Source organism: Dryocola boscaweniae (assembly GCF_025215095.1).
GTDB lineage: Bacteria > Pseudomonadota > Gammaproteobacteria > Enterobacterales > Enterobacteriaceae > Dryocola > Dryocola boscaweniae.
Window position 1 is genome coordinate 135,603 of record NZ_JALHAP010000076.1, and the last position, 22,941, is coordinate 158,543.

Below are 22,941 nucleotides of genomic sequence, written 5' to 3' on the forward strand. Positions count from 1 at the left end.
GAGCAACAGCAGACTTTCTCTCATATAATATGAATGTATAATCCTCTCCACCGAATAATCCAATAAGAAAAAAACATTCGCTAATATGCCCTGAAGCTTTATTCATGAGCCCTGTCACTTATCAGAAATATATACCCAAAAGGACTAATTATTTTTAAGGGAGAATTCTGCACGCACATTCTAAAAGTTAGCCTGTTAATATTTCATAACTTTCGCTGCCAGTGACCTTGCGTCAACGCGATGTTTTCCTCAAACAATCCGAGGCAAAAAAATGAAACCTGCATCCGTAATCATTATGGACGAGCACCCTATTGTCCGCATGTCGATAGAAGTGCTGCTACAGAAAAATAAAGCTATTAGCGTGGTATTAAAAACCGATGATGGCCGGGAAGTCATTGACTATATGCGTGCTCACCCGGTCGATCTTGTGATCCTGGATATTGAGCTGCCAGGCGTTGATGGATTCACTTTATTAAAAAGAATCAAAAGCATACAGGAAAGTACGAAGATACTTTTTCTCTCCTCAAAATCTGAGCGCTTCTATGCGGGGCGTGCGATTCAGGCTGGCGCAAACGGCTTTGTCAGTAAGCGAAAAGAGCAGGAAGATATCTATAACGCGGTAGAAATGCTGCTATCGGGGTACTCATTCTTCCCCTCGGATACCCTGCACTTCATCAGCCAGCCTAATGCGCGAAAAGGTACGGTTGACGATATGCCGCTCTCAAACCGTGAGGTGACGGTATTACGCTATCTGGCAAACGGTTTATCTAATAAAGAAATTGCGGAGCAGCTTTTGTTAAGCAATAAAACGATCAGCGCCCACAAAACAAATATATTCTCTAAACTACACGTCACCTCCATCGTTGAGCTTATCGATTATGCTCGCGCAAAAGAATTATTATAAGAGCGCGTACATAACTTAAAATGAAAAACCGGGAGGATGAAATCCCGGCTTTTCATTTCCCAAGAAAGTAGCCTGCCATCAGTAATAATTAATCATAAACGTCGCTTCGGCATCAGCACGGCCCGGCTGCGGATTATCGGCAAGCGCAATGTAATTGGCGAAAAAGGTCAGCGCTGCATTGCCGTTAACGTCCGCCGTCACATCTTTACTGGCGCTTTCTAAAGCCAGCCTGGTTTTATCTTCATTGCGTAATTCCACGGCGATATTCGTCGCGCCGCTTGTAGCATTAAGCGCCAGTAGATCCGGATTATCCGCAACGCTTTTTCCTGAAAAAGTAATGGAAACCGAGCCCGGCGGGCAACCTTTAAGCTTCAGCGTAAAGGGCATACTTTGCGTCGTGCTGCCCGTTGTACGTAACTGCCTGGTTGGCCATGCGCCAAGCTGCACCGTTTTATTGTCGTCGCCGGTTTCCACATAGCAACTGTAATCCACCACGTTGCCACGCAGTTCAATATTAATTTCACCCAGCGGCGAAGCCGCCCGGGCGCGGTAAGGTACAAGCGCGGCGAGTACGGTTAACGCCAGACAAGAAGCCCTGTAAAATTTAGTCATAGTCCACCCGCAAATAGCCCCGAGCCGAAAACGGCCCCTCCGCTGGTTTGTTTCCCGTTACGCTCACCGGCCATGCGCGTATATCCACCCTGGAGGAAGAGGCATCGTCAAGACGGAAATTGATTTTGCTGCCGAGGCTGTTAGGCGTGAGCGGCGCGCCAGTCCCGTCTGAGACGATAAACCCGAGATCGTCGTTATTGGAAATCATCATATTGCCGGAAATTTTTTCCGCTTCCAGGCGCAAAGAGAGATAGGCCTGCGCATCGACGTTGGTGCACTTAATGCCGATAGTTTTAGTCTGTGGCGTTACGCTCTGCGGGCGGTTTCCCGCGCCAGCCTGGCTAAACAGAGCGGCGCCGATATCGCCAAAATCAAACTCGACGATTTGCCCGGCGTTAATCTCGCAGGTTTGCGGAACTTCCACCTTGCCGCTGTAGCTGATGGTGTAAACCGGCGTGGTCAGCGAGTCGGTATTACGCGTGGTGACATAAACCGTAAACATGGTCTGTTTCGGAATAGGCACCATGTTAATAAAGGGCCGGGTGACCTTAAGCCGAAAAACCAGGTTTGAGTCCCTGACCGGGAAAGGCTGCCCTTTGGAAACATTCGGATGGCTTCCCATCTGAATATAGTCCCGAGGCGGATAAAACACCCCGGAGTAGCTGTCGGTTATTTTCATCCCGCCGTTAAGATAATCATTTATTTTTAGGTACTTATACCCATCCAGCGTTTCCTGAACCGGCAACGTGGTGACATAGCTGCGCATCGTCGTATTACCGCTTGTCCCTGACGGGCACGTCGCGTTAACGCCAACCCACTGCGACTTTTCCGCCAGCGTCACAATCTGCCCGGCGTGGTTGTTCGCGCTGGTAAAAACGTTCGAGAGATCGTATGAAACCTCGGTCGGCACGCCGTTTGAGTTAGCACAAACCGTAGCAAACGCCGGAGCTGCGCAGGTCAGCAGCACAGCGCCGGCCAGATAAGTCTTTACTTGCATTGTTGGTTTCCTCAGTCGCGCTGCAAAACTATAAACAGGTGGCGGTTGCCATGGCGACGGCCTGCTTCAGGCTCTCTTCCGGCAGCGCGTAAGGAGCGAAGCACTGCGAGCCTTTGCCCTCGCCCCACTGAATGAGCAATTTTCCTTTCAGCGGCAGGCCGCTCAGGTAGATTTGCCCGTCATCGCCCACCATGCTGGTTGCGCCGCTGGCTTCTTCACGCACGACCGAGCCAAACGGCACCGCGCGATTGCCGCGTTTTACGGTGATAATCGCCCGCACGCCGATTCGTGCATTAAATGCGGCACGCACCAGCGCGCCCTGAGTCGGCACCACGCTGCTGACGTTGTTTTCAATATCGGTGTGGTTATCCATCGAGTTGGTATCCAGCGCGATGCGGTTATAGCGATACACCGTGGCGTAAGGCATCACGGCGTAACCGCGCCAGTCGGTTTTCACCCCGGTCTGGTTTTCTACGCTAACGCCGGACGCGCCGGGCGCTTTAATCAGCACGTTGGTATCCCCGAGCGGCTGGCTGAGCGTGACGCCATCGGCATGCCCCACCACGCCGCCGGACGCCTGCCAGTTGAATTCACGCCGATCGCGGTCGTAGTTGTAGCCCAGCCCAAGGGTGCCGTAGGTTGCCTGCCAGTTGGCATTGGCGCTGCCGCTGTAGCCGCTGGAACTGCTGTGGCCCTGGGTTACGCTGTAGTTCAGGTTACGGTCTTCAAGCAGCGTCCCGCCGACGCCGGTCTGCACGGTATTCTTCCCGTCCGAATTTCGGCTGGCGGCAAAGGTGGCATAGGCACGGTCAATGGCTTTATCCCGCGAATAACCGTGGCCTAAAAGCGTGCTGAACGGCACGGAGAGATTAAACGCAACGATGCGGTCATTACTGGCAAGGCCGACGGATTTACTCCACGAAGCGGAAACCGAATAGCTAATCCCGCGCCAGCCGCTGGCATAGCCTGCCTGATACCAGGTATTATCTTCGTCCGTACCCCAGTAAGTTTGCTGGCTGCCGGAAACGTATAGCGAGCCGTAATCTCCGAGCGACTGAGAAATGTTGACCTGAAAACGCCCGCGCTTGCTGTAGCGCAGGTTGTGATAATTCTGGATGACCGGCGCCTCATTCTGGCTCTCGTTCTCTTCCCGCTTATATTCGTAACCTTCCATATTTTTATAAGCCACATCATCAAGGGTGTAGAACCCGCGCGTGGAGTAGCGATAGCCAAGAAGCTGGAAATTGGTGCCGTAGGAACTCAGAGATTTGGCGTACAGGAAACGCAGCGACTGGCCCTGATGCTCGCTGTCATCGGCAAGTTTGCTGCGCGCGTGGGTCACGTCCATAGAAATCGCGCCCCATTCGCCGAGGTTTTTCCCAAGCCCCAGCGCCGCAGAGGTATAGCGCTCCGCAAGCTGGGTTCCCCCATAAAGGGTGTAGCCCTCAGGCAGGCCCGCAATCAGCGTGCCCTGGGTGAAGAATGGCGTATCCTGCTGGCTGTTGCCGCTGCGAAAATCTCCGGCGACCAGGTCATATTTCAGCCGCCCTTCACGCTGCAACAGCGGAACGGTGGAATACGGCACGGTGTATTTCTGCAGGCTGCCGTCTTTTTCCTCAAGCGTCACTTCAAGGTCGCCGCTCGAAGACGTCGGATTCAGATCGCTGATGGCAAACGCGCCGGGCGACACATAGCTCTGATAGATAACGAAACCGTTCTGGCGAATGATGATTTTAGCGTTGGTTCGGGCGATGCCTCGCACCGTTGGCGCGTAGCCCTGTAGGCTGTCCGGATACATGCTGTCTGAAGAGTAAAGGCGCGCGCCGCGAAAACCGAGGCTGTCGAACACATCGGTGCCGGTGTTGCTGTCGCCCATCACCAGCTCACTTCTCAGCGGAACAATCGAGCGTTGCAAATAGGTGCTGATGTTCTTCCAGGCGTTGGCGCTATAGCCATCGCCGCTGGTATAGCTCCACGCGCCGTTGTTGCGCAGCCGCCACGGTCCGTAGTTCAGGCCGCTTTGCAGGCTCAGATAATAGCTGTCGTTATTGGTCGAGCGGTTGCCGGTAAAAGAATAGTTCACCAGCGCCGCCGGGATGCCTTCATCCCACTGGTCCGGCGGGATATAACCGCGAGCGCTGTTAAGCAATGAAGCCTGCGGCAGGCTGATATTCAGGCGCAGCCTGGCAAAATCAAACGTCATTTCCGCACCGGGAATGGCCTCGGTCACCGGCACGCAAACGCCCGCTTTATATTTCGCCAGCTCAGGATAAGCGAGCATGTTCAACCCAAGGCGTGTAAGCCAGGCGACATCAAGGCAAGGGGTAAGGCCGCCGGACTTAACGGTTTCGCCGGGCCCGGCGTTGGCCGTCTCCACAAACTGCAAATCTTCGGTGGCGATAAACTCATCGTTGCGCCAGATATCCACGCGGTACTCGCCCGGCGCCTGATGGCTGCCTTTCTCAAAACGCGACAGATCCGCCACGGAAGCGACATCTTCGGATAAAAACGCCGGGTTGAAGTAGCTTTCTGCAACGCTAATCGTCGGAAAGAGCGCCGCCAGCGCCATTGCCGACAGCGGGGCAACGCTCAGCGCCTGCTGCGTGCGAGACTTTTTCATCATTTCCCTGCTTCCCCATTGCTGCCAGGCGACATCACTGCATCTGACCTGCTTGCGCTGGCGTGACCGCGCCATAGTCATTCACGGTCTGGAAAGAGACGCTCCCGCTGCTGCCTGCCGGCAAGGTAACCTGCGCCACGCTCTTCGGCGCGACCATGGTGTTCGCCAGCTTCTGGTTGCCGATTTTCAGGTTGACCGTCGAGACATAGTACGGCGACGGGTTATGCAGCATCAGATGCCCGCCGCTACGGCTGAAGCGCAGTTGCTTCACCGCCTCTTCGGGCTGCATCTGCAGATTTTTCGGGCGAACAAACACCTTGATGCGCGACAAAATCGCAAGCTGAAGCACGTTGTTGCTCTCAACGGTATTTTTATCCACCGATGGAATCGCCTTCACGTTCAGCCAGAAAATGGACTCGCGATCTGCCGGCAGCGGCTGGCCGACATAGATAATGCGCAGGGTATTTTCACTTTTCGGCTCGCTGACAAACAGCGGCGGCGTGACGATAAAGCCCTTATCTTTTTTGCCGATATTATTTTCCACCCACGAATTCACCAGATAACGTTCTTTGGTATCGCTATTAGTAATGGGAAGAGAAGTCTGCTTCGCATCACTGGGATAAATAACGCGGGTGGCGCCGAGGCCAATTCCCCCGCTCGCCTGAGCCGAAAGTGTTATTAACAGACATAACGCTGCGACCACGCCTGATTTAAATAAAATATTTGTCACGACGGATACCATTAAATTGTGAACGCTTCTGACTCAGGGATAAACCAGCGTGAACCAGACATCAGAATGAATATTTCCCGGCAGCAGACGTTCGGAAACCGAGCGGTAGCGAGCGGTGAAATGGAAAATTATTTCCCGGCTTTTAACCGGCATAAAATAACCCGGTGCGGTATTTGGAATAATGAGCTGCTGCTCGCTGTCGAATAAAGCAAGCCCAAGGCCGGTGCTGGCGTCGTTGCCATTTACGCTGGTCGCAGCCAGAAAAACCTGCGGGTCTTCTACAGGCGTCGCGCCCTGAAAAGCGATACCCACCTGTGCAGACACTTCGGGAAGGCAGCCGGTCAACCGGATAGCAAAGGGGATGCTGACGGGAGCGTAGCTGCCCACTCCCTGAAAAAGCGTGCTGCCGTATTGCCCCATTTTTACGGTCATCTCCTGGCTTTCGAGGGCGACTGCGCAGGCGCCGTTAACCAGCGTTCCCCGCATGTGCACCTTACCGCCATCAATCACCACTACCCGCTTCGCCAGTACCGGGCTTCCCGCCACCAGCAACAGGAGGAACAGGATTTTCCTTTTCATGCTCGCCTTCTCAGGATTAACGTGAAATCTGCCTCTTCCCTGAGGCACGCCTCATCCATGCGCCTTGTAATTACTCGTATTTCATAACGAAAGTGGCGTCGGCATTCGCCTGGCCTGCGGTCGCGGCAGCCGCGGTTGCTTTATAACGAGCGGTGAACGGCAAAGTGTTAGTGCCGTCGGTCAGAGCCTTAGCGGTAGAGAAAGTCGCCCCGTCCGGAGCCAGCACTTTAGAAGCGCTGTCGAGGATCTGAATACCTACGCCCGTTGCGGTGGTGCTGTTATCGCCGGAGCTAACCGCCAGCAGAGTAGGATCAACGACGTCAGCCTGGCCTGAGAAAGCGGCAGCGGCGGTAGCCGCTACGGTGCTGTCACAATCGTTAAGCACAATGGTGAAAGGGATCTGAGCAGAAGTGTCGCCGGCTTTGGTAAAAGCCGCGGTACGGTACTGGCCCAGTTTAACAATCTGACCGTCAGACTGCGTGCTGACCGCGCAGGCGGCGTTAACCAGCTCGCCTTTAAAATGGACGGTACCGCCATTAACGGTAACCGGGGTGGCAGGATCTTCTGCGTGAGCCGCACCGCTCATTAAAACAATGCCTGCAACCAAAGAAGAAGCAATTTTGCTGAATTTCATGGATATTCCTTAAAGTATTAAAACGCACATCACGGATAGCACTGAATATGTATTTCAGTATTTATTAATTATCCTTACCGTTGAAACAGCACCCACCGGCCTGATTAACAGACCAGTGCTCTCCGATAATTTTTTGCAACGGTGATAATTAATTAAATAGTTAAAACGCCTTCTGGCGACGAGGAATAAATTAATGGAATCGTAGATGAAATAATACCCGCTAAGTCTTTATATAACCTAAGCAACATCTTAATAACCACTAAGAAACCACGTGAATAACGCACGTTTTCGACGGGCTAAGTTGCCAAAACGTTAAATGTGTCACACTTGCAGTGTTACACTGTGCGGCTTTATTACAAAAACGAGCCTGGTGACGAAATTGAGTGAACATTTAGAAGAAAAAATCCAGCGGGGCGTGGTCGCACGCCCTAACTGGTCGGCAGTTTTTGCCGTGGCGTTTTGCGTCGCCTGCCTGATTACCGTTGAGTTTTTACCGGTGAGCCTGCTGACGCCGATGGCGCAGGAGCTGGGTATTTCAGAAGGCGTGGCCGGACAATCGGTCACCGTCACGGCGTTTGTGGCGATGTTCGCCAGCCTGTTTATCACCACTATTATTCGCTCCGCCGACAGGCGCTACGTCGTTTTTCTGTTCGCCGTACTGCTTACTCTTTCCTGTCTGCTGGTTTCTTTTGCGAATAACTTCACGCTGCTTTTGCTGGGACGAGCCTGCCTGGGCTTTGCGCTGGGCGGCTTTTGGGCGATGTCAGCTTCGTTGACCATGCGTCTGGTGCCCGCAAGAACGGTGCCGAAAGCGCTGTCGGTTATTTTTGGCGCAGTCTCAATCGCGCTGGTTATCGCTGCGCCATTGGGGAGTTTTTTAGGCGGCATTATCGGCTGGCGCAACGTGTTTAACGGCGCGGCGCTGATGGGCGTGGTGTGTATTATCTGGGTATGGAAAGCGCTGCCTTCGCTGCCGGGAGAATCCACTCAACACAAACAAAATATGTTTGGCCTGCTTAAGCGCCCCGGCGTGCTGGCTGGCATGGCGGCCATTTTTATGGCCTTTGCCGGACAGTTCGCTTTCTTCACTTATATTCGCCCGGTGTATATGACGCTGGCAGGATTTGACGTGGATGGGCTGACGCTTGTGCTGCTGAGCTTCGGCATCGCAAGCTTTGTAGGAACATCGCTCTCGGCGGTATTTCTTAAGCGTTCGCTAAAACTCGCGCTGGCCGTCGCCCCGCTGATTCTGGCGCTTAGCGCGTTGGTTCTGGTGCTGTGGGGAACAGACAAGATCGTGGCGTCAGCTATTGCCGTTATCTGGGGCTTTGCCTTTGCGTTGATACCGGTCGGCTGGTCGACGTGGATCACCCGCTCGCTCGCCGATCAGGCGGAAAAAGCGGGATCTATTCAGGTGGCGGTCATTCAGCTAGCAAATACCTGCGGCGCGGCCGTTGGCGGCTACGCGCTGGATAACCTGGGCCTGCTCTCGCCGCTGGTGCTTTCAGGAAGCCTGATGCTGCTGACGGCGGCTTTGGTGACTGTGAAGGTGCGGGTTAAATAACGCTATACCTCCCGGCGGATGGCACTTCGTTAATCCGCCCTACAAAAATAGTAGGGTGGATTAGCGCCAGCGCCATCCACCCGCCTTATACCAATCATCCCCGATAAAAAGGCTTATCCCCCAATATCGTCGCGCGGTGCATAACGCGCCGCGCGGGAAGGTAATCGGCGTTAGCGTAATGCTGCGTGACGCGATTATCCCAGATGGCGATGTCGTTTTCCTGCCAGCGCCAGCGCACCTGGAATTCAGGTTTGGTGATATGCGCGAACAGGAATGCGAGCAGCGCGTCGCTCTCTTTTTGGGTGAGATCGACGATGCGTGTGGTGAAGCCTTCGTTAACAAACAGCGCCTGTTTGCCGCTTACCGGATGGGTGCGCACAACCGGATGGGTAAGCGGCGGATTTTTGGCAACGGCCTCGCGCCAGCGCGCATGTTCGGCCTCGGTGCGGGTATGTTTATATTCCGGGAAAGATTTCCTGAAATCGTGCTCTGCCTCAAGGCCGGACAGCAGGCGTTTCAACGGCGCGGAAAGTGCTTCATATGCCGCGATACCGCTGGTCCACAGCGTGTCGCCCCCCGTCTCCGGCAACAGCTTCGCAGCAAGGATCGCTCCGGCTGGCGGCGTTTCGATAAAGGTGACATCGGTGTGCCAGTTGTCGTTATCCGGCGGGTTATCGTTGTGGGTATCCAGCAGGATAATTTCTTCCACGCCTTCCGCATGCGGATAGACCGGATGAATGTGTAAATTGCCAAAGCGCAATGCCAGCCCGCGCTGCTGCGCCGGGGTAATCGGCTGATCGCGGAAGAACAGCACCTGATGGCGGATCAGCGCGTGATAAATTTGCTCGAACTGGTTGTCGCTCAACCCACGCGTTAAATCCAGACCCTGTACCTGCCCGCCGATGTACGGCCCCAGCGGCGTAATATTCACTTTTTCACTCATTGTCCTTCTCCATGCCACGGGGTTAAGCGACGCTGCAAAGCACGCAGACCCAGTTCTAAACAAAATGCGATAACGGCAATCACGCCGATGCCCGCAAGCACCACGTCGGTTGCCAGAAACTCACCGGCGGACTGCACCATAAAGCCCAGCCCGCGGGTGGCGGCGATAAGCTCTGCGGCCACCAAAGTTGACCAACCCACGCCGAGGCCGATGCGGAACCCGGTCAAAATCTCGGGTAGCGCACCCGGTAAAATTACGTGCCACACAACCTGCGCGCGGGAGGCCCCAAGCGCACGCGCGGCCCGAACACGAACCTGCTGGGCGCTGCGTACTCCAGCCATGGTCGACATCGCGACAGGCGCGAAAATCGCCAGATAAATCAGCAGGATTTTGGAGGTTTCGCCGATGCCGAACCAGATGACCATCAGCGGTAAATAGGCCAGCGGCGGCACCGGGCGGTAAAGTTCGATCAGCGGATCGAGGATGCCGCGCACCGTCGGGCTTAAGCCCATCGCGATGCCAACCGGAATGCCAATCAGCACCGCGGCGGCCAGCGCCGTGAGAATGCGCAGCAGGCTGGCGGCCAGATGCTGCCAGAGGGTCGCATCCATAAAGCCCTGGGGACCTGCGATGCTAATCAGCTTGCTCAGGACCTGGCCCGGCGGCGGCAGGAACAGCGGGCTTATCCACTGCTCGGCGGCCACCCACCACCACAGAAGGACGATAGATGTCAGCGTGATAAGGCTTAACGTAATCTGACGCGAGAACGGCCAGCGCAGGGCGATGCGCCTGCGACGCGGTTTATCTGGAATTGCGATGCTCACTGGAAGCCCTCCCGCTGTTCAAATACACGGCTCAGCACATATTCGCGCTTAGCGATAAATTCAGGGTCAGATTTGATGCTGCGGCAAGGTTCGCCCGCCGCAAACCGGCGGCCAAAATCAAGCGGCAGCCTCTCCAGCACGCGCCCCGGCCCTGACGAAAGCAGCACCAGCTCGGTGGCGAGGAACACCGCCTCTTCAATGTCGTGTGTGATAAGCAGCACCTGGCGGCGGCTTTCGTGCCACAGCTTTAACAGCAGGGTTTGCATCTGCTCACGGGTAAACGCATCCAGCGCGCCGAAAGGTTCATCAAGCAGCAAAAGCTGCGGCTGGGTGGCAAGGGCGCGGGCGATGCCCACCCGCTGGCGCTGCCCGCCGGAGAGCTGCCAGATAGCCCGTTTCGCCTTATCTTCCAGCCCAACTTTGCGCAGCATATCGAGCGCGATTTCCTCGCGCTGTGATTTCGTCTGCCCGGCAAGCTGCAGGCCGAAGGCAACGTTTTCCAGCACCGAACGCCACGGCAGCAGCCCTTCATTTTGAAAGACCACGCCGCGTTCCGCGCCCGGCCCGGTGACCTGCTTGCCCTGTAGGGTGATGCTGCCGGTGTGGTAAGGAACAAAGCCAGCTATCAGGTTTAACAGCGTCGTTTTTCCGCAGCCGGACGGGCCGAGCACCACCAGCAGCTCTCCTTCATCCACCGTCAGGCTGATGTCGTTGAGGACGGTTTTACCGGCATAATCTGCACTGAGTCCTGAAACCTGTAACATGGCCTGCCCCCCTTATTGCGCCAGCGTTTTCACGAAGCGATCGGTGACGAACTGGCTGTAATCCGCTTCCACCGCCGGGACTTTGCCCTGCGCCTTCAGGAACTGCGCGGTATCGACAATCGCTTTATTCACCGGGCCGCCGAGCTGCTCGGTTTGCTGGCTGGCGGTAAGATAGGTATTGCCCTTCACCAGCCCCGGCACGTCGTTTTCCGGCACGCCGCTCAGGCGGGAAAGCTTGCTGAGGTTCTCCGGCTGCTTCAGCCATTCATCGGGATTATCGATATAGCCTTTTTGCGCGGCGAGAGCGCTTTTGGCGAAGGCCTTAACGACCTCAGGATGCTGCTCGGCAAAGTCTTTGCGTACAACCCAGACATCCAGCGTTGGCGCGCCCCATTTGCCCACCTGCGCGGAATCGGTCAGCACGGCACCGTCTTTTTCCAGCTCGTTCACCGCAGGCGCCCAGACATAGGCGCCGTCGATATCGCCACGCTGCCAGGCGGCGATAATCGCCGGAGGCTGAAGATTAAGGATTTGCACCTGGCCGGGCTTGATGCCCCAGTGTTTCAGCGCCGCCAGCAGGCTGTAGTGCGTGGTGGAGATGAAAGGCACGGCAATGCGCTTACCGATCAGATCCTTTGGATCGGTGATGCCTTTTTTAACCACCAGCGCCTCGGAGTTGCCGAGCTGCGAAGCCAGCAGGAATACTTCAATCGGCACCTTCTGGCTGGCAGCGACCGCAAGCGGGCTGGAGCCGATATTGCCAATCTGCACGTCGCCGGAAGCGAGCGCGCGCACCACGCTTGCGCCGCTGTCGAACTTGCGCCATTCAACTTTTGCGCCGCTGTCTTTGGCGAAAGCATTATCGGCCTGGGCGACTTTGGCGGGTTCAGCGGAAGTTTGATACGCCACGGTAACGTCCACCGCGAACGCCCGTGTGGCGATAAGGGCCAGCGCTGCCAGCCAAAGAGAATGTCGAATTGCTGCCATGATGTGTGTGCTCCTGTCTCGATGATGGGAGCAGTATTTCCAACGGCGACGATGACATAAAAGAATTAAAAATTATCGCTAATGCTTTTATGTCCTTAGATAAGATTGTGCTTTGGATAGTTGCGGGGTGGGAATGGTGCAAAAGAAAAAGCGCCTCTGCTGATGCGTCTCTAAGACACAAGCTTCTGCTTAAAGCTTTTCCGCCGCCCTGCGCCTTGTTAATATTTTGTTGTTTAACAGTTAAACTGAGGCGCGGATTTTGCCCAATTTTGATCTGCAGGATTTATACGCGTTTATCGCGCTGTGCGAACACGGCAGCTTTCGCTACGCGGCTGAGGCAATCTGCATTTCGCAGTCTGCGTTGAGTCGACGTATCGAAAAGCTTGAATCCTCCCTTGGCGTGCGGCTTTTTGACAGAACGACCCGCAGCGTAACGCTGACGCTGACCGGAAGAACCTTTGCTCCCCGCGCCCGGCACCTGCTAAGCGACTTTGAGGACGCCCTTAATGGCATCAGCGAGCGTACGGCCTTCAGCAGCGGCATGGTGACCGTCGCCTGCATTCCTTCCGCCGCCTATTACTTTATGCCCCGGGTCATTGCGCGCTTCAGGACGCAGTTTAAAAAAATCCGCATCCGGCTTATCGATACCAGCGCCGGGAATGTATATACCGCCGTGCATAACAAACAGGCCGATTTTGGCTTAAGCTTTCTCTCCAGCGGCGAGGCGGACCTGACGTTTCTGCCTTTAGCCGATGAAACCTACCAGGTGATTTGCCCGCCTGCTCACCCCATCGCACAGCGCGACAGCCTGACGTGGCAGGCGTTTTTCAACGCCGACTATATCTGGCTGAATAAATCTTCCGGCAACCGCCACCTGCTCGATCGGGCGCTGGGCGAGATTGCCAGGCGCCGTGCCCCCGTGTGCGAAACGCAGCACGTCACTACCATGATGGGCATGGTCGAAGCGGGGCTGGGAATTGCGGCGGTGCCCTCCATGGCCCTTCCTGACAGCGGGCACCCTTTGCTGGTGCGAAAACCTCTGACGGAGCCCGTGGTTAAAAGGCAGGTCGGGCTGATCAAAAGGGCGGGAACGGCGCTGTCCCCCGTGGCGGCCGAGCTGGAGAAAACGATTATTGGGCTATTCCACCCGTAGCAGGCAGCGGGTCGAGCCCCGTCTGGCGCACCACCGTCTGTGCTTCAGGTGACGCCAGAAAGCGAAGCAGCCGACGAGCCTGCTGCTGATGAGGCGCTCCCGCCACTACCGCGCCAGCAAAGCGGGTGACGTACTGAACGGATTCAGGAATACGACCGATAAATTTAGCGCCTTTCACCGGCAACAGCTCGCTCACCTGCTGAAAACCAATCTCCTCGTCTCCCTTCGCCACCACGGACGCAACGGGGATCTTTTCTATCATCCTCGCCTTATCCCTGACCTGCGCGGCAATGCCCAGCCGGTTAAAAAGCTCAGCCTGCACATAGCGCCCGCTGGCGCTGTCGGAATAGGCAATGGACTTCGCTTTTAGCAAAACGGCTTTCAGGTTATCGACATTGCTGATATCCGGGGCGGCGGAACCTTCGCGTACCACGGCGCCGATGCGGGAATCCGCAAGCTCGGTACGGCTGCCTTGCGCAATCTTTCTTTGCTTATTCAGGTCGTCCAGCGCGTAGCCGACCATGATAACCACGTCCGCCGGCTGGCCTGCCGATAAACGGTTAGGGATAGCCTCCGGCGAGTTGCCCATCGACGGCCCGTGAACAATATGCACGGTATCGCCCGTTGCGGCCTGATACTGCGGCGCAAGCTTATCCAGCGCCGCTGAAAATCCGCCGGAAATCATAACCGTAATGTCTTCCGCCCCCGCCGTGGCGCAGAAAGTTATCGCCAACAGAAAAGCGGCGGCCCGGAGCTTAAGCTGTTTCATTTGTTCTTCCTTAGCTAAATGATTTACGGGTATGCCAGCTGCGATCGGATGCCTGGTGATAAAGCCAGAGCGTGGCAAGCAGCGCGCAGACGGCGGCGAAGCTCATCCAGTACCCCGGAGCCGCTTTGTCACCGGTATACTGAATCAGCGCGGTAGATACCGCTGGCGTAAAGCCGCCAAACAGCGCCGTTGCCAGACTGTAGGCCAGAGAGAACCCCGCCACGCGAACCTCTGCGGGCATGATTTCCGCAAGCGCGGGGATCATCGCGCCGTTGTAAAGACCATACATAAATGACAGCCACAGCAGCACGGCCAGCATCATGCCGAAGCCGGGCGCGTTAGCCAGCAGGGTGAGTGCGGGCCAGGTGGTGAAGATAGCCAGCAGCGTCATGGCAATCAGCACCGGCTTGCGCCCGAGGCGATCGGAAATGGCCCCGCCGATGGGCAGCCAGATAAAATTCGAAATAGCGACCAGCAGCGTCACCAGCAGGCTGTCTGAGGAACTCAGCATCAGGACTTTTTTACCGAAGGTGGGCGCATACACGGTGATCAGGTAAAAGGCGGTCGTGGTCATCGCCACCATCAACATGCCGGCAATCACCACGCGCCAGTTATTAAGCAACGTTTTCAGCGCCTGGCCTATTTCGAGATGGCTGGCCCGCTTTGCAAACTCTTCAGTTTCATCCAGATGACGGCGTAGCATGAAGATAAACGGCACGATCAGGCAGCCGATAAGGAAAGGAATGCGCCATCCCCAGGCGTGCAAGGTGCTTTCGTCCATCAGCAGATTAAGGGCGTAGCCGAGCGAGGCGGCCACCATAATGGAGACCTGCTGGCTGCCGGACTGCCAACTGGTATAAAACCCTTTGTGGCCGGGCGTGGCGATTTCAGAAAGATAGACGGAGACGCCGCCCAGCTCCGCGCCCGCCGAAAAGCCCTGCAACAAACGGCCGCACAGAACAAGCAGCGGCGCCCATAATCCAATGGTGTCGTAGCCGGGCACCAGCACGATTAAAAACGTGCCCAGCGCCATAATGGACAGGGTAACAATCAGCCCTTTGCGCCGCCCGACTTTATCTATCCACGCGCCGAGGACGACCGCGCCAATGGGGCGCATCAAAAATCCGGCCCCAAAGACGGCAAAGGTCATCATCAGCGAGGCGAATTCGTTTTCAGCCGGGAAGAACACGTGGGCAATGTAGGTGGCATAGAAACCGAACAGGAAGAAATCAAACTGCTCAAGAAAGTTTCCTGAGGTGACCCGCAGGATAGCCATTGCCCTGGAGCGAAAGGTCGGGATATCGGCAGCAAAAGGCATATCGCCCTCCATAATTAACAATAATTTTTAGTGTTATTAACCTTTAATCAACCATGAGAGTGCGATATTTACGCCGCCTGGATAAGTGCATTTCCCGCATGTATTGATGCGGCAGACGCATCAATTTAATGACAAGCGGGGGCTAACGCGGCCCTGCCAAGGCCACGGCAGGAATTAATCCTTACGGAGTGAGGTGTATTACGTGAGGTTCACCACATTTAGCGGCTGGAGTAATTATTAATAAAGACCGAAACGGGCCGCAGAAACATTGCCGTTTGCGACGGGATATCTGCGACAAGGCTGGATGCAGGGCGTGAGTGCTTCAGCTCATCAGCATTGTAGGATGGATAAGCGCCAGCGCCATCCACCGTTTTACCCTTTCCTTTCATCAGCCACGTATCGCCGCATCGATTGCGGCAACGTCAATTTTCTTCATCGACATCATCGCCGCAAACGCACGCCTGGCGGTGTCGCCGCCCGTGGCCAGGGCTTCGGTTAGTACGCGCGGGGTGATTTGCCAACTGACGCCCCATTTATCTTTGCACCAGCCGCATTCGCTTTCCTGACCGCCGTTGCTGACGATGGCGTTCCAGTAGCGGTCCGTTTCTTCCTGGTCGTCGGTGGCTATCTGAAAGGAAAAGGCTTCATTGTGTTTGAAATGCGGCCCGCCGTTGAGGCCGATACAGGGCACGCCCGCGACGATAAATTCGACAACGATTGTGTCGCCAGCCTTGCCGTCAGGATAGTCGCCGGGTGCGGGAATAACGGCGCCAACGCTGCTGTCCGGAAAGGTCGCAGCATAGAAACGAGCGGCGGCTTCCGCATCATGATCGTACCAGATACAGACAGTGTTCTTAGCCATAAGTGAGCCTGCTTGTTGTGTTTTGCCCACGATAAGTATGTATCGAAACTGGTTTATATGACTGCAAGATCCGCGATCTGTGGTCTGTATCGCTTAACTGACGGGGAGCTTAACCAGCGTTGGGTTTTCCAGGTTTAATAAAAAAGTTAATATAGCGTCGATGAAACATATTCGATCAATCAGCCATTCAGAGTACCTACGAAAGCGGCATTTTGCCGCCGAAACAGGAGTTCTGAAATGGCAAGAAACAGAGCGGTCCGCCGCCGCCATGCGGCCCGATTAAAGAAAGTCAGAGCTGGCTTTAATAATGCAGGCGATGGTGGGAAAAGGCACGTAGGGATAGTATTTACAACGCCTTGCTGCTGTAGTTGCTATATGTGCGGCCATAGAAGAAAACACTTTGGGCCAAACAGGCAGGAGCAAAAAGCTTACGCCAGATGGCGTGCTCAGGAGGAAGAATGTATTACGCAGGAGAGCATTTCTAGTTACCGTTAAGGAGCCAGAAATGTCCAATTTCAATAAAGTGAAAGACCGTGATCGTCACGGCAAAGCCAAACCTCATTTCCGTGTGCAGTATCCCAGCTATGAAGCAAAACACTGCCATCACGCCGATCGTTACGGCGAACGAGCACCGGGTATGAATTACAACATCAATCCTGGTTGGTGGGATAATCTCTATACAACTCGTCGGCGTCGCGCTGACGATCGTATTAATGCAGGGAAGATCCTTCATGGTCGCGATCCTGACAGCATTTGCTGGATGCCCGACAAAAAGCCAACCGAATATTACTGGTAAAGAAAGTCAGCTCCGGCGCTGAGGAATCCCCGGTAATGGGCGGGTAAAAAAGGCAGGCATAGAGAGTTATGATCTACTGATTGTGCAACCAATCAAAAGCGATTGGCTCTACCCGGTCAGCGCCAGAGATGGCCTCCAGGCCAGCCGGATATGTGAAACGGCGCATAAGAGTTTGTTAAGCGGACGGGCTGAGATGCTGGGATAGTTTTAGGTTTGGTTCTTTTGGACAGGGATGTTCATTTTTTGGGACGGGGATTATTGGGGAGCTAGCAAGCTAACAGCTTGTATTGTTTATAGGCACTATCAATTGAGGTAAGAAACAACGACAGAAGGTGCGAAGGCCGGACTCGAACATCGCAACTATCCTTATGATCTTAAGAGATTTAAACGTACAGGAATAAGTAAGATACCATCATTGATACCATCACGCGTACCTGTTGACTATCATCCACTAGGTTCAAACCAAGTATCAAGGTCAATTTTCATCAAATATGCACTTTTTTTAACGATCTTAGTAAAATCGCAATGAGTTAGTGCCCCAGCGATAAAGATAGGAGCTTTAATTTTCATATATAATGCTACCTGCCATGATTATAGCCTAAACATCGAAGCCCCCTTACATTTAAAATCGTTTACACTACACACTACAAATATTATTCTATCTAAATATTCAAGCATATTAACTAAGATAAAGGATATACATGAAATTAGCTGACAAAATATTCATAAAGCTCTTTTTTAAAAAAATAAAATTAATAATTCGGCGTTCGTACAAAAAAGGATATTCTCAGGGGAAAGATAAAGGTTATCATAAAGGTCATGGTGATGGTGTGTTAAAATATCACATTCGTCGCGAAATCGATACGGTATCGATGTCCACTATTGATAACTCGATTTATGGTCCAGAAAATATTGGCGTTACGAGAGAATTAGAGCAACTCATGATTGAAAAGGTAAGAGTTGCAACTGAAGCTGGAATTTTAAGCTCACCTTCCCCGTCTCAGTGGAAAATGATTTTTTCAGATCATCCTGCGACTTGCGTTGTTGCTGGTGCTGGTTCAGGTAAATCGACAACCTTGATTCTCCGCTTAGTATTTATGCACTTTTATTTAAATATTCCATTAAGAAAAATCACCGTTATTTCATTCACAAAAAAATCATGTGATGAGTTGAGTGATAAATTAAGCTACGTTTTCAGTTTTTGGGATAAAGATCATGATAAAGTTGCGATAAATTCAATTGTAAATACATTCCATTCTCTTATATATAGATTTTCATTGAGTTCTATGCCAGGCATAAGTGCTTTCGATTTCCTTGGTGGAAGGATAAATCCAGATGACCCAAGTTTAGAGTTATCATTAGGTAAAAGAACCAATGAACAAGTTGAGGTTTTAAAGGGTGTTTATACCGAGCTATATAACAAAAACAAAGATTTTAAAATTTGTATAGATAAGCTTATAGATATTTCAATAACTGCATCACAAACATCCGATGAAAAGGAGGAAAGAGATTGGTTGATTAATTACGCCGCAGAGCGAGACCTGGTTTTAACGCAACAAATCAATGACCTATGGAATGAAGAAGGGAAATGGCCTATAGATGGAATAATAGCTGGTCCGGTAAAATGCTTTCACGTTAATGGAAATATTTTTTATGCTAATGGATATGTAGAACATAATAAAATGCCAGTTTTTCTGTCAGGTAATATTGGTAGAAAGAAACTGTATGACGAAAAAGATTATGTTAAAGGTAGTGAGTCTGACCCTAAGAAAAAGATACTTTTAGGAAAGGCTATATACTTTAAAAATAAAATAGCTGCTGGATACAACACTCAAATCTCGATATTTATTAATAGCAATCAAAAACTTAACTCGGTTAATAGTTTTTTGGAGAATTACATCACTGGTGAAGCTCCCAGTAACTTCTCCATAAAGTTGAATGGTGAATTAGCTCAAACAAATATACTTGAGCTATTATACGATCAAGGTTCTTTTATAGAAAGCCTTGGTAAAGAAGTAGTCACCACCATATCCAATATTTCACTTTTTAGAGAAAAAGGGGTTGAGTTTTATTTTGCAAAAGCATTAGCTATCTTCTGGCCTTCATTCGAAGACACTCTCTATAAAAACAACATGATGACTTTCAACAGAATGTTTATCATGTTTTCAGACGAATCGGTATTACAGCAACGCCGAGATTTATTCAAAAATAGATACTCAAGATTCGAAAATCTCTTAGTTGATGAATTCCAAGACATATCGCCTCAAATCGCCAACTGGATAAAAGCACTACAAAAAGAAAATGCGATTTTAAGTCGAAAACCTACAATCATGGCTATAGGAGATGATTGGCAATCTATCTATTCATGGAGAGGAAGTTCACCTGATATTTTCATGAATTTTTCAGAGTTTTTCCCCGTTCATAAATCATTAGGTAGACACAATACAGTTTTGATGATGGAAAACTATCGTTCAGATTCAAAGATTCTTGAAGATGCCGAAAAGATGATGGGTTTGGTTAAAGGAAAAATTGTAAAGGAGTCAATTTCATGCCGAGAACCTGATGGTGATGAGCATGGTGTTTTTTGTTATGAGTATGATGACAAAAAGGGGGGTGATTCTTGGAAGGACAAAGCTATTGAGATTATTTTTGAACAGTTCAATCTAGTTAAAAATCAAAAAAACAAAGATAAAACACATTTAATTGTCTTAAGTCGAACCAATAATACGCTTCAAGAGATAAAAGAACTTTATAACAATAAATATGGGAATATTAAAGGAATCAACTTCTTAACAATTCACAAGGCAAAAGGTTTGCAGGGTGAAGTATGTGTCATTTTCGATGATAGTAAAGCTCATACGGGACACATTTTAAGAAATGAGATATATAGGCAGGTTTCCTATTTTAATTATAGCTATGACCAGGTAATGGTTGATGAGTCATATCGTTTAGCATATGTTGCAATAACACGAGGAATAAAAAGAGTATTTTGGTTTGCACCTAAAGGAAGCGATGGCGCATTTTCTCATTTTAAGTAACAAAACAGAGAGGGATTGCATCCCTCTTTATAATTAACTGCATAGTTGTGACAAAATTTCATTTGAAATTTATACTTATCTAATCATAGCCTATATATATTAATAGGAAACTGGCAACAATTACCTATATTATCCATTGTTGTTGAAGAAGTGTGATTACCAACGCTGGCGATAGAAACTGATGAACTAAAAGTTTGAATAAATAACAATAAAACAAAAGAAAAAAAGTCCTGAGTAGAAGTTTATGTGTCATTTTAATACATGTCACCTTGCGATTAACACCATCTCAATTTTTTATGAACAGAGCAAACATTTTCAATTGTTAACTTTTCCTTGTGTTTATCACTACCTGCCGCCCAAGTATTCCACTTCAGAATGATGCAGCAGTATTAAGAATGTAAATCTAACAAACTGATGAAAACAAATAAAAATAGCATAGTAGTGTACTAGACTACTCAAGGAATACTTTTATAACGGAATGCCGGGACTTTGGGATCACCTGCTCAACCACGACTAACTGGGTTGCAAACATGAACATCGGTGCAACCTTCCGTTCTCTTCTGAGTAGCATAGGACATTCTGGATCTACACAGGATTCAACCTGGTCTTCATCGTGATAACTTTTCTGCTCGTCCCTGAAACCAAAGGGGTCCCTCTTGAGCATATTGAAAAAAATATGATGTCTGGCAAAAAAGTCGTGATCTGAGTTAGTAAGTTGATACCTGATAAAAGCCAGCAATGAATGTCTGCCTTTTATGTTTTCCAAAAAATTATTTTTAGATAATTTATAACCTTTTTCTAAAATCATCACACTCACCGTTGTCAGGATTCAATATACTACTCATCTTATCCTTTTCTTCTTTAATCCTTCTCTTGACCAGCATATCCTCAAGGGTGTTATCAAAATTATTATCAAGCAATTCTCCAACGATCCAATGCTCAATACCACCATTTAGTTCGGTATAATAATTTGCAAAATAGAAATTATTTATTATGAACAGTGCCTTTTCAGCAAAGCCAAGTTCGAAATGTTCCCAAAAAATATCAATTACTATATTTCTCCCTGGGATGTCTGTGAAGTTGTCATAAACCCCCTATCATTTAACAAATTTGATGTATGCTCACCTAACCACTACCTCTTTTATATTATCATCTGTTATTTTTTTCTTATCCATATTAAACCCTCTCCAACCAAAAAAATAATTTGATTTTCTAATTCTATTCCTGATAAAAGTCAACCATATTTCATTTATTTATATGCTGAGAGTAATATATTTTAGGGGTTATATTAAAGTGCTCAGCTAACTTCTTCCATGATTGTATTGCAAGCAAAAATTGGATAGAGTTTCTTTGAGTTATTCTTTCTAACTTTTCTTCAAAGACAAACCACAGACATGCATAGCTAATTTTTTTATCACAAGGTATTGTTTTTCTAAGTATCAGTTCTAATGAATCTTTCGATTGCTCAATATTATAAATTAATTCTTTTTCTTTATCGGAAATTTTAACCGCTATTATTTCTTCGTCCTTGTAAAGGTCTGCCACTTCAAGTTTATATTTTTTCTTATTGCTTTCCATCGAATTGATCAATGTCAATTCCCTGTCTAACAGTTCATATCCATTATCAGCAGATTGTTTCTGGTTGAAATAATATTCTCTATATATTATTTTATTGTCCACAGGCATTCCTGAGTCTATTTTTGATTTCTTATCTTTAGCCCAAACTTGATACTCATTTTCATCCAACAGATCTTTTTGTATAAAATCTATTTGTATAAGCGACTCTTTCAAATAATCTAAAAAAGATTGATTAAAAGAGCACCAGTCACCATTACTTAAGAAATAATGCACTCCATCTTTCTCAATATAAATATCTAATATCTCTTTTAATGGCTTAGAGAATTTCCCTCCCTTATCCTCAATTTCAAAGGAGACATGTAAGTCATTAATGTTTTCTACATCTTCATTTTCAATCAAATACTCAGATATGGATTTTATGTCGATCCCTCCTCCCAAACTTTTTTTATAAAAACTTTTTTTGCCTTTTTTATATGCAATTGAATAATTATATTCAGTAAAACTAAAGCAAAAGTTGACCCCGTAAACGTGAAATTCCTCAATCATTAATGAAGCATCCATCGTTTTCAGAGCTTTAAACAATATAGAATCCAAATCAACTATCAAGGAATCATCATATACTCTTTCTCTTTTAGGCAGACGAATGCTTTGTGGTTCTGCCAAAGCCATGATTATTTGGTTGAATATTTTAGCAAGCCCTACGGGAGTCACTTCTGTGTCCATTTGGATCGAATCGGCGAATATTATATTTTTATCACCCCACAACTCATTATCAGTTGCTTTCAATTTGAGATGATCAACAGATTCGCCAGGCTCATAACTATCTTTTATGAATGTGGTGTAAGATGATATTTCTTGCCTTTTTGACCCAGAAAAATACGTGCTCTTTTTGAGCAAGGTAGTTTCTTCTTTAGCAATTCTTATTGCCAATTCGATTCCAAAATCTCTTTCAATGAATTTATTTACATAGAAATGTGATTTACCGAGTGTGATAGCAAAAATCAAATCCGGGGATTCAACATTTGTGCAAATCATCAATCCGTAATGAAACTTATTCTTTGGCTCCTCCAACCCTTCCTCAAAGAAATCCTTGTAAGTTTCCCACCACCATATTTTATTTCCATCCAAATCTTTAGAGTAAAAAAACTCCATTTTATAGCCATCTATGATTTTTTCTTTTTGTTTATTCAAACCCACACTGGCTATTTTTTCGAGCAATTTATCCAGACAGGACATGCGGACTTTGTAGATATTATATGTATTTGACAT

At 49.8% G+C, this 22,941-nt stretch carries 19 protein-coding genes and 1 pseudogene; 6 read left to right on the plus strand and 14 right to left on the minus strand.

What is annotated here, in order from left to right; genetic code table 11:
- The first annotated feature begins 271 nt into the window (after nucleotides 1–271).
- Entirely contained in the window at nucleotides 272–904 is a 633-nt protein-coding gene (fimZ, locus tag MUA00_RS08875) for a fimbria biosynthesis transcriptional regulator FimZ (protein ID WP_271122732.1), read from the plus strand.
- A gap of 78 nt (nucleotides 905–982) precedes the next feature.
- Here fimZ and sfmF read toward each other — a convergent pair whose 3' ends face one another.
- The 6 genes from sfmF to fimA all read right to left on the minus strand — a co-directional run bounded on the left by sfmF (nucleotide 983) and on the right by fimA (nucleotide 7,076).
- Entirely contained in the window at nucleotides 983–1,516 is a 534-nt protein-coding gene (sfmF, locus tag MUA00_RS08880; RefSeq protein ID WP_271122733.1) for a fimbria assembly protein, read from the minus strand.
- Entirely contained in the window at nucleotides 1,509–2,513 is a 1,005-nt protein-coding gene (gene fimH, locus MUA00_RS08885) for a type 1 fimbria D-mannose specific adhesin FimH (RefSeq protein ID WP_271122734.1), read from the minus strand. Before fimH ends, sfmF begins: the two co-directional genes overlap by 8 nt.
- 28 nt (nucleotides 2,514–2,541) lie before the next feature.
- Nucleotides 2,542–5,136: a fimbrial biogenesis usher protein gene (locus tag MUA00_RS08890; RefSeq protein ID WP_271122735.1), complete on the minus strand. Its 2,595-nt coding sequence runs from the start codon at nucleotides 5,134–5,136 to the stop codon at nucleotides 2,542–2,544.
- A gap of 31 nt (nucleotides 5,137–5,167) precedes the next feature.
- A complete protein-coding gene (gene fimC / locus MUA00_RS08895) occupies nucleotides 5,168–5,863 on the minus strand; it encodes a type 1 fimbria chaperone FimC (protein ID WP_456298735.1) in 696 nt (231 codons plus the stop codon).
- Nucleotides 5,864–5,896: 33 nt separating this feature from the next.
- A complete protein-coding gene (fimI, locus tag MUA00_RS08900; RefSeq protein WP_271122737.1) occupies nucleotides 5,897–6,442 on the minus strand; it encodes a type 1 fimbrial protein subunit FimI in 546 nt (181 codons plus the stop codon).
- 70 nt (nucleotides 6,443–6,512) lie between these two features.
- Nucleotides 6,513–7,076: a type 1 fimbrial major subunit FimA gene (gene fimA, locus MUA00_RS08905; RefSeq protein ID WP_271122738.1), complete on the minus strand. Its 564-nt coding sequence runs from the start codon at nucleotides 7,074–7,076 to the stop codon at nucleotides 6,513–6,515.
- 379 nt (nucleotides 7,077–7,455) lie between these two features.
- On the opposite strand from fimA, the gene nepI reads away from it, so the two are divergent.
- On the plus strand, nucleotides 7,456–8,640 hold the full coding sequence (gene nepI / locus MUA00_RS08910) for a purine ribonucleoside efflux pump NepI (protein WP_271122739.1): 1,185 nt from the start codon (nucleotides 7,456–7,458) through the stop codon (nucleotides 8,638–8,640).
- Nucleotides 8,641–8,734: 94 nt separating this feature from the next.
- On the opposite strand, the gene tauD is transcribed toward nepI, so the two are convergent.
- The 4 genes from tauD to tauA are packed head-to-tail and all read right to left on the minus strand — an operon-like array spanning nucleotide 8,735 to nucleotide 12,158.
- Entirely contained in the window at nucleotides 8,735–9,583 is an 849-nt protein-coding gene (gene tauD, locus MUA00_RS08915; protein ID WP_271122740.1) for a taurine dioxygenase, read from the minus strand.
- The gene (tauC, locus tag MUA00_RS08920; RefSeq protein WP_271122741.1) at nucleotides 9,580–10,407 is read right to left on the minus strand and encodes a taurine ABC transporter permease TauC; all 828 of its coding nucleotides are present in this window, start codon (nucleotides 10,405–10,407) and stop codon (nucleotides 9,580–9,582) included. Before tauC ends, tauD begins: the two co-directional genes overlap by 4 nt.
- Nucleotides 10,404–11,171 (minus strand): taurine ABC transporter ATP-binding subunit, encoded by a 768-nt coding sequence (tauB, locus tag MUA00_RS08925; RefSeq protein ID WP_271122742.1) that lies wholly within the window; start codon nucleotides 11,169–11,171, stop codon nucleotides 10,404–10,406. The genes tauC and tauB overlap by 4 nt, the downstream gene beginning before the upstream one ends.
- A 12-nt stretch (nucleotides 11,172–11,183) precedes the next feature.
- The gene (gene tauA, locus MUA00_RS08930) at nucleotides 11,184–12,158 is read right to left on the minus strand and encodes a taurine ABC transporter substrate-binding protein (RefSeq protein WP_271122743.1); all 975 of its coding nucleotides are present in this window, start codon (nucleotides 12,156–12,158) and stop codon (nucleotides 11,184–11,186) included.
- A 259-nt stretch (nucleotides 12,159–12,417) separates the two neighbouring features.
- Between tauA and MUA00_RS08935 the strand changes: the two genes are divergently transcribed.
- Nucleotides 12,418–13,311, plus strand: coding sequence for a LysR family transcriptional regulator (locus MUA00_RS08935; protein ID WP_271122744.1), 894 nt, complete (start codon nucleotides 12,418–12,420; stop codon nucleotides 13,309–13,311).
- On the opposite strand, the gene MUA00_RS08940 is transcribed toward MUA00_RS08935, so the two are convergent.
- The 3 genes from MUA00_RS08940 to MUA00_RS08950 form a co-directional block, all read right to left on the minus strand.
- On the minus strand, nucleotides 13,289–14,080 hold the full coding sequence (locus MUA00_RS08940) for a substrate-binding domain-containing protein (RefSeq protein ID WP_271122745.1): 792 nt from the start codon (nucleotides 14,078–14,080) through the stop codon (nucleotides 13,289–13,291). The two genes, MUA00_RS08935 and MUA00_RS08940, sit on opposite strands and share 23 nt — an antisense overlap.
- A gap of 10 nt (nucleotides 14,081–14,090) precedes the next feature.
- Entirely contained in the window at nucleotides 14,091–15,398 is a 1,308-nt protein-coding gene (gene tcuC, locus MUA00_RS08945) for an MFS transporter (protein WP_271122746.1), read from the minus strand.
- Nucleotides 15,399–15,786: 388 nt separating this feature from the next.
- The gene (locus MUA00_RS08950; protein WP_271122747.1) at nucleotides 15,787–16,260 is read right to left on the minus strand and encodes a VOC family protein; all 474 of its coding nucleotides are present in this window, start codon (nucleotides 16,258–16,260) and stop codon (nucleotides 15,787–15,789) included.
- 505 nt (nucleotides 16,261–16,765) lie between these two features.
- On the opposite strand from MUA00_RS08950, the gene MUA00_RS08955 reads away from it, so the two are divergent.
- The 3 genes and pseudogenes from MUA00_RS08955 to MUA00_RS08965 all read left to right on the plus strand — a co-directional run.
- On the plus strand, nucleotides 16,766–17,056 hold the full coding sequence (locus tag MUA00_RS08955; RefSeq protein WP_271122748.1) for a hypothetical protein: 291 nt from the start codon (nucleotides 16,766–16,768) through the stop codon (nucleotides 17,054–17,056).
- A gap of 701 nt (nucleotides 17,057–17,757) precedes the next feature.
- The gene (locus MUA00_RS08960) at nucleotides 17,758–20,094 is read left to right on the plus strand and encodes a UvrD-helicase domain-containing protein (RefSeq protein ID WP_271122749.1); all 2,337 of its coding nucleotides are present in this window, start codon (nucleotides 17,758–17,760) and stop codon (nucleotides 20,092–20,094) included.
- Nucleotides 20,095–20,570: 476 nt separating this feature from the next.
- A pseudogene (locus tag MUA00_RS08965) lies at nucleotides 20,571–20,800 on the plus strand (MFS transporter); the annotation flags it as partial.
- Between the two features lie 539 nt (nucleotides 20,801–21,339).
- Here MUA00_RS08965 and MUA00_RS08970 read toward each other — a convergent pair.
- Nucleotides 21,340–22,941: a DUF6119 family protein gene (locus tag MUA00_RS08970; RefSeq protein ID WP_271122750.1), complete on the minus strand. Its 1,602-nt coding sequence runs from the start codon at nucleotides 22,939–22,941 to the stop codon at nucleotides 21,340–21,342.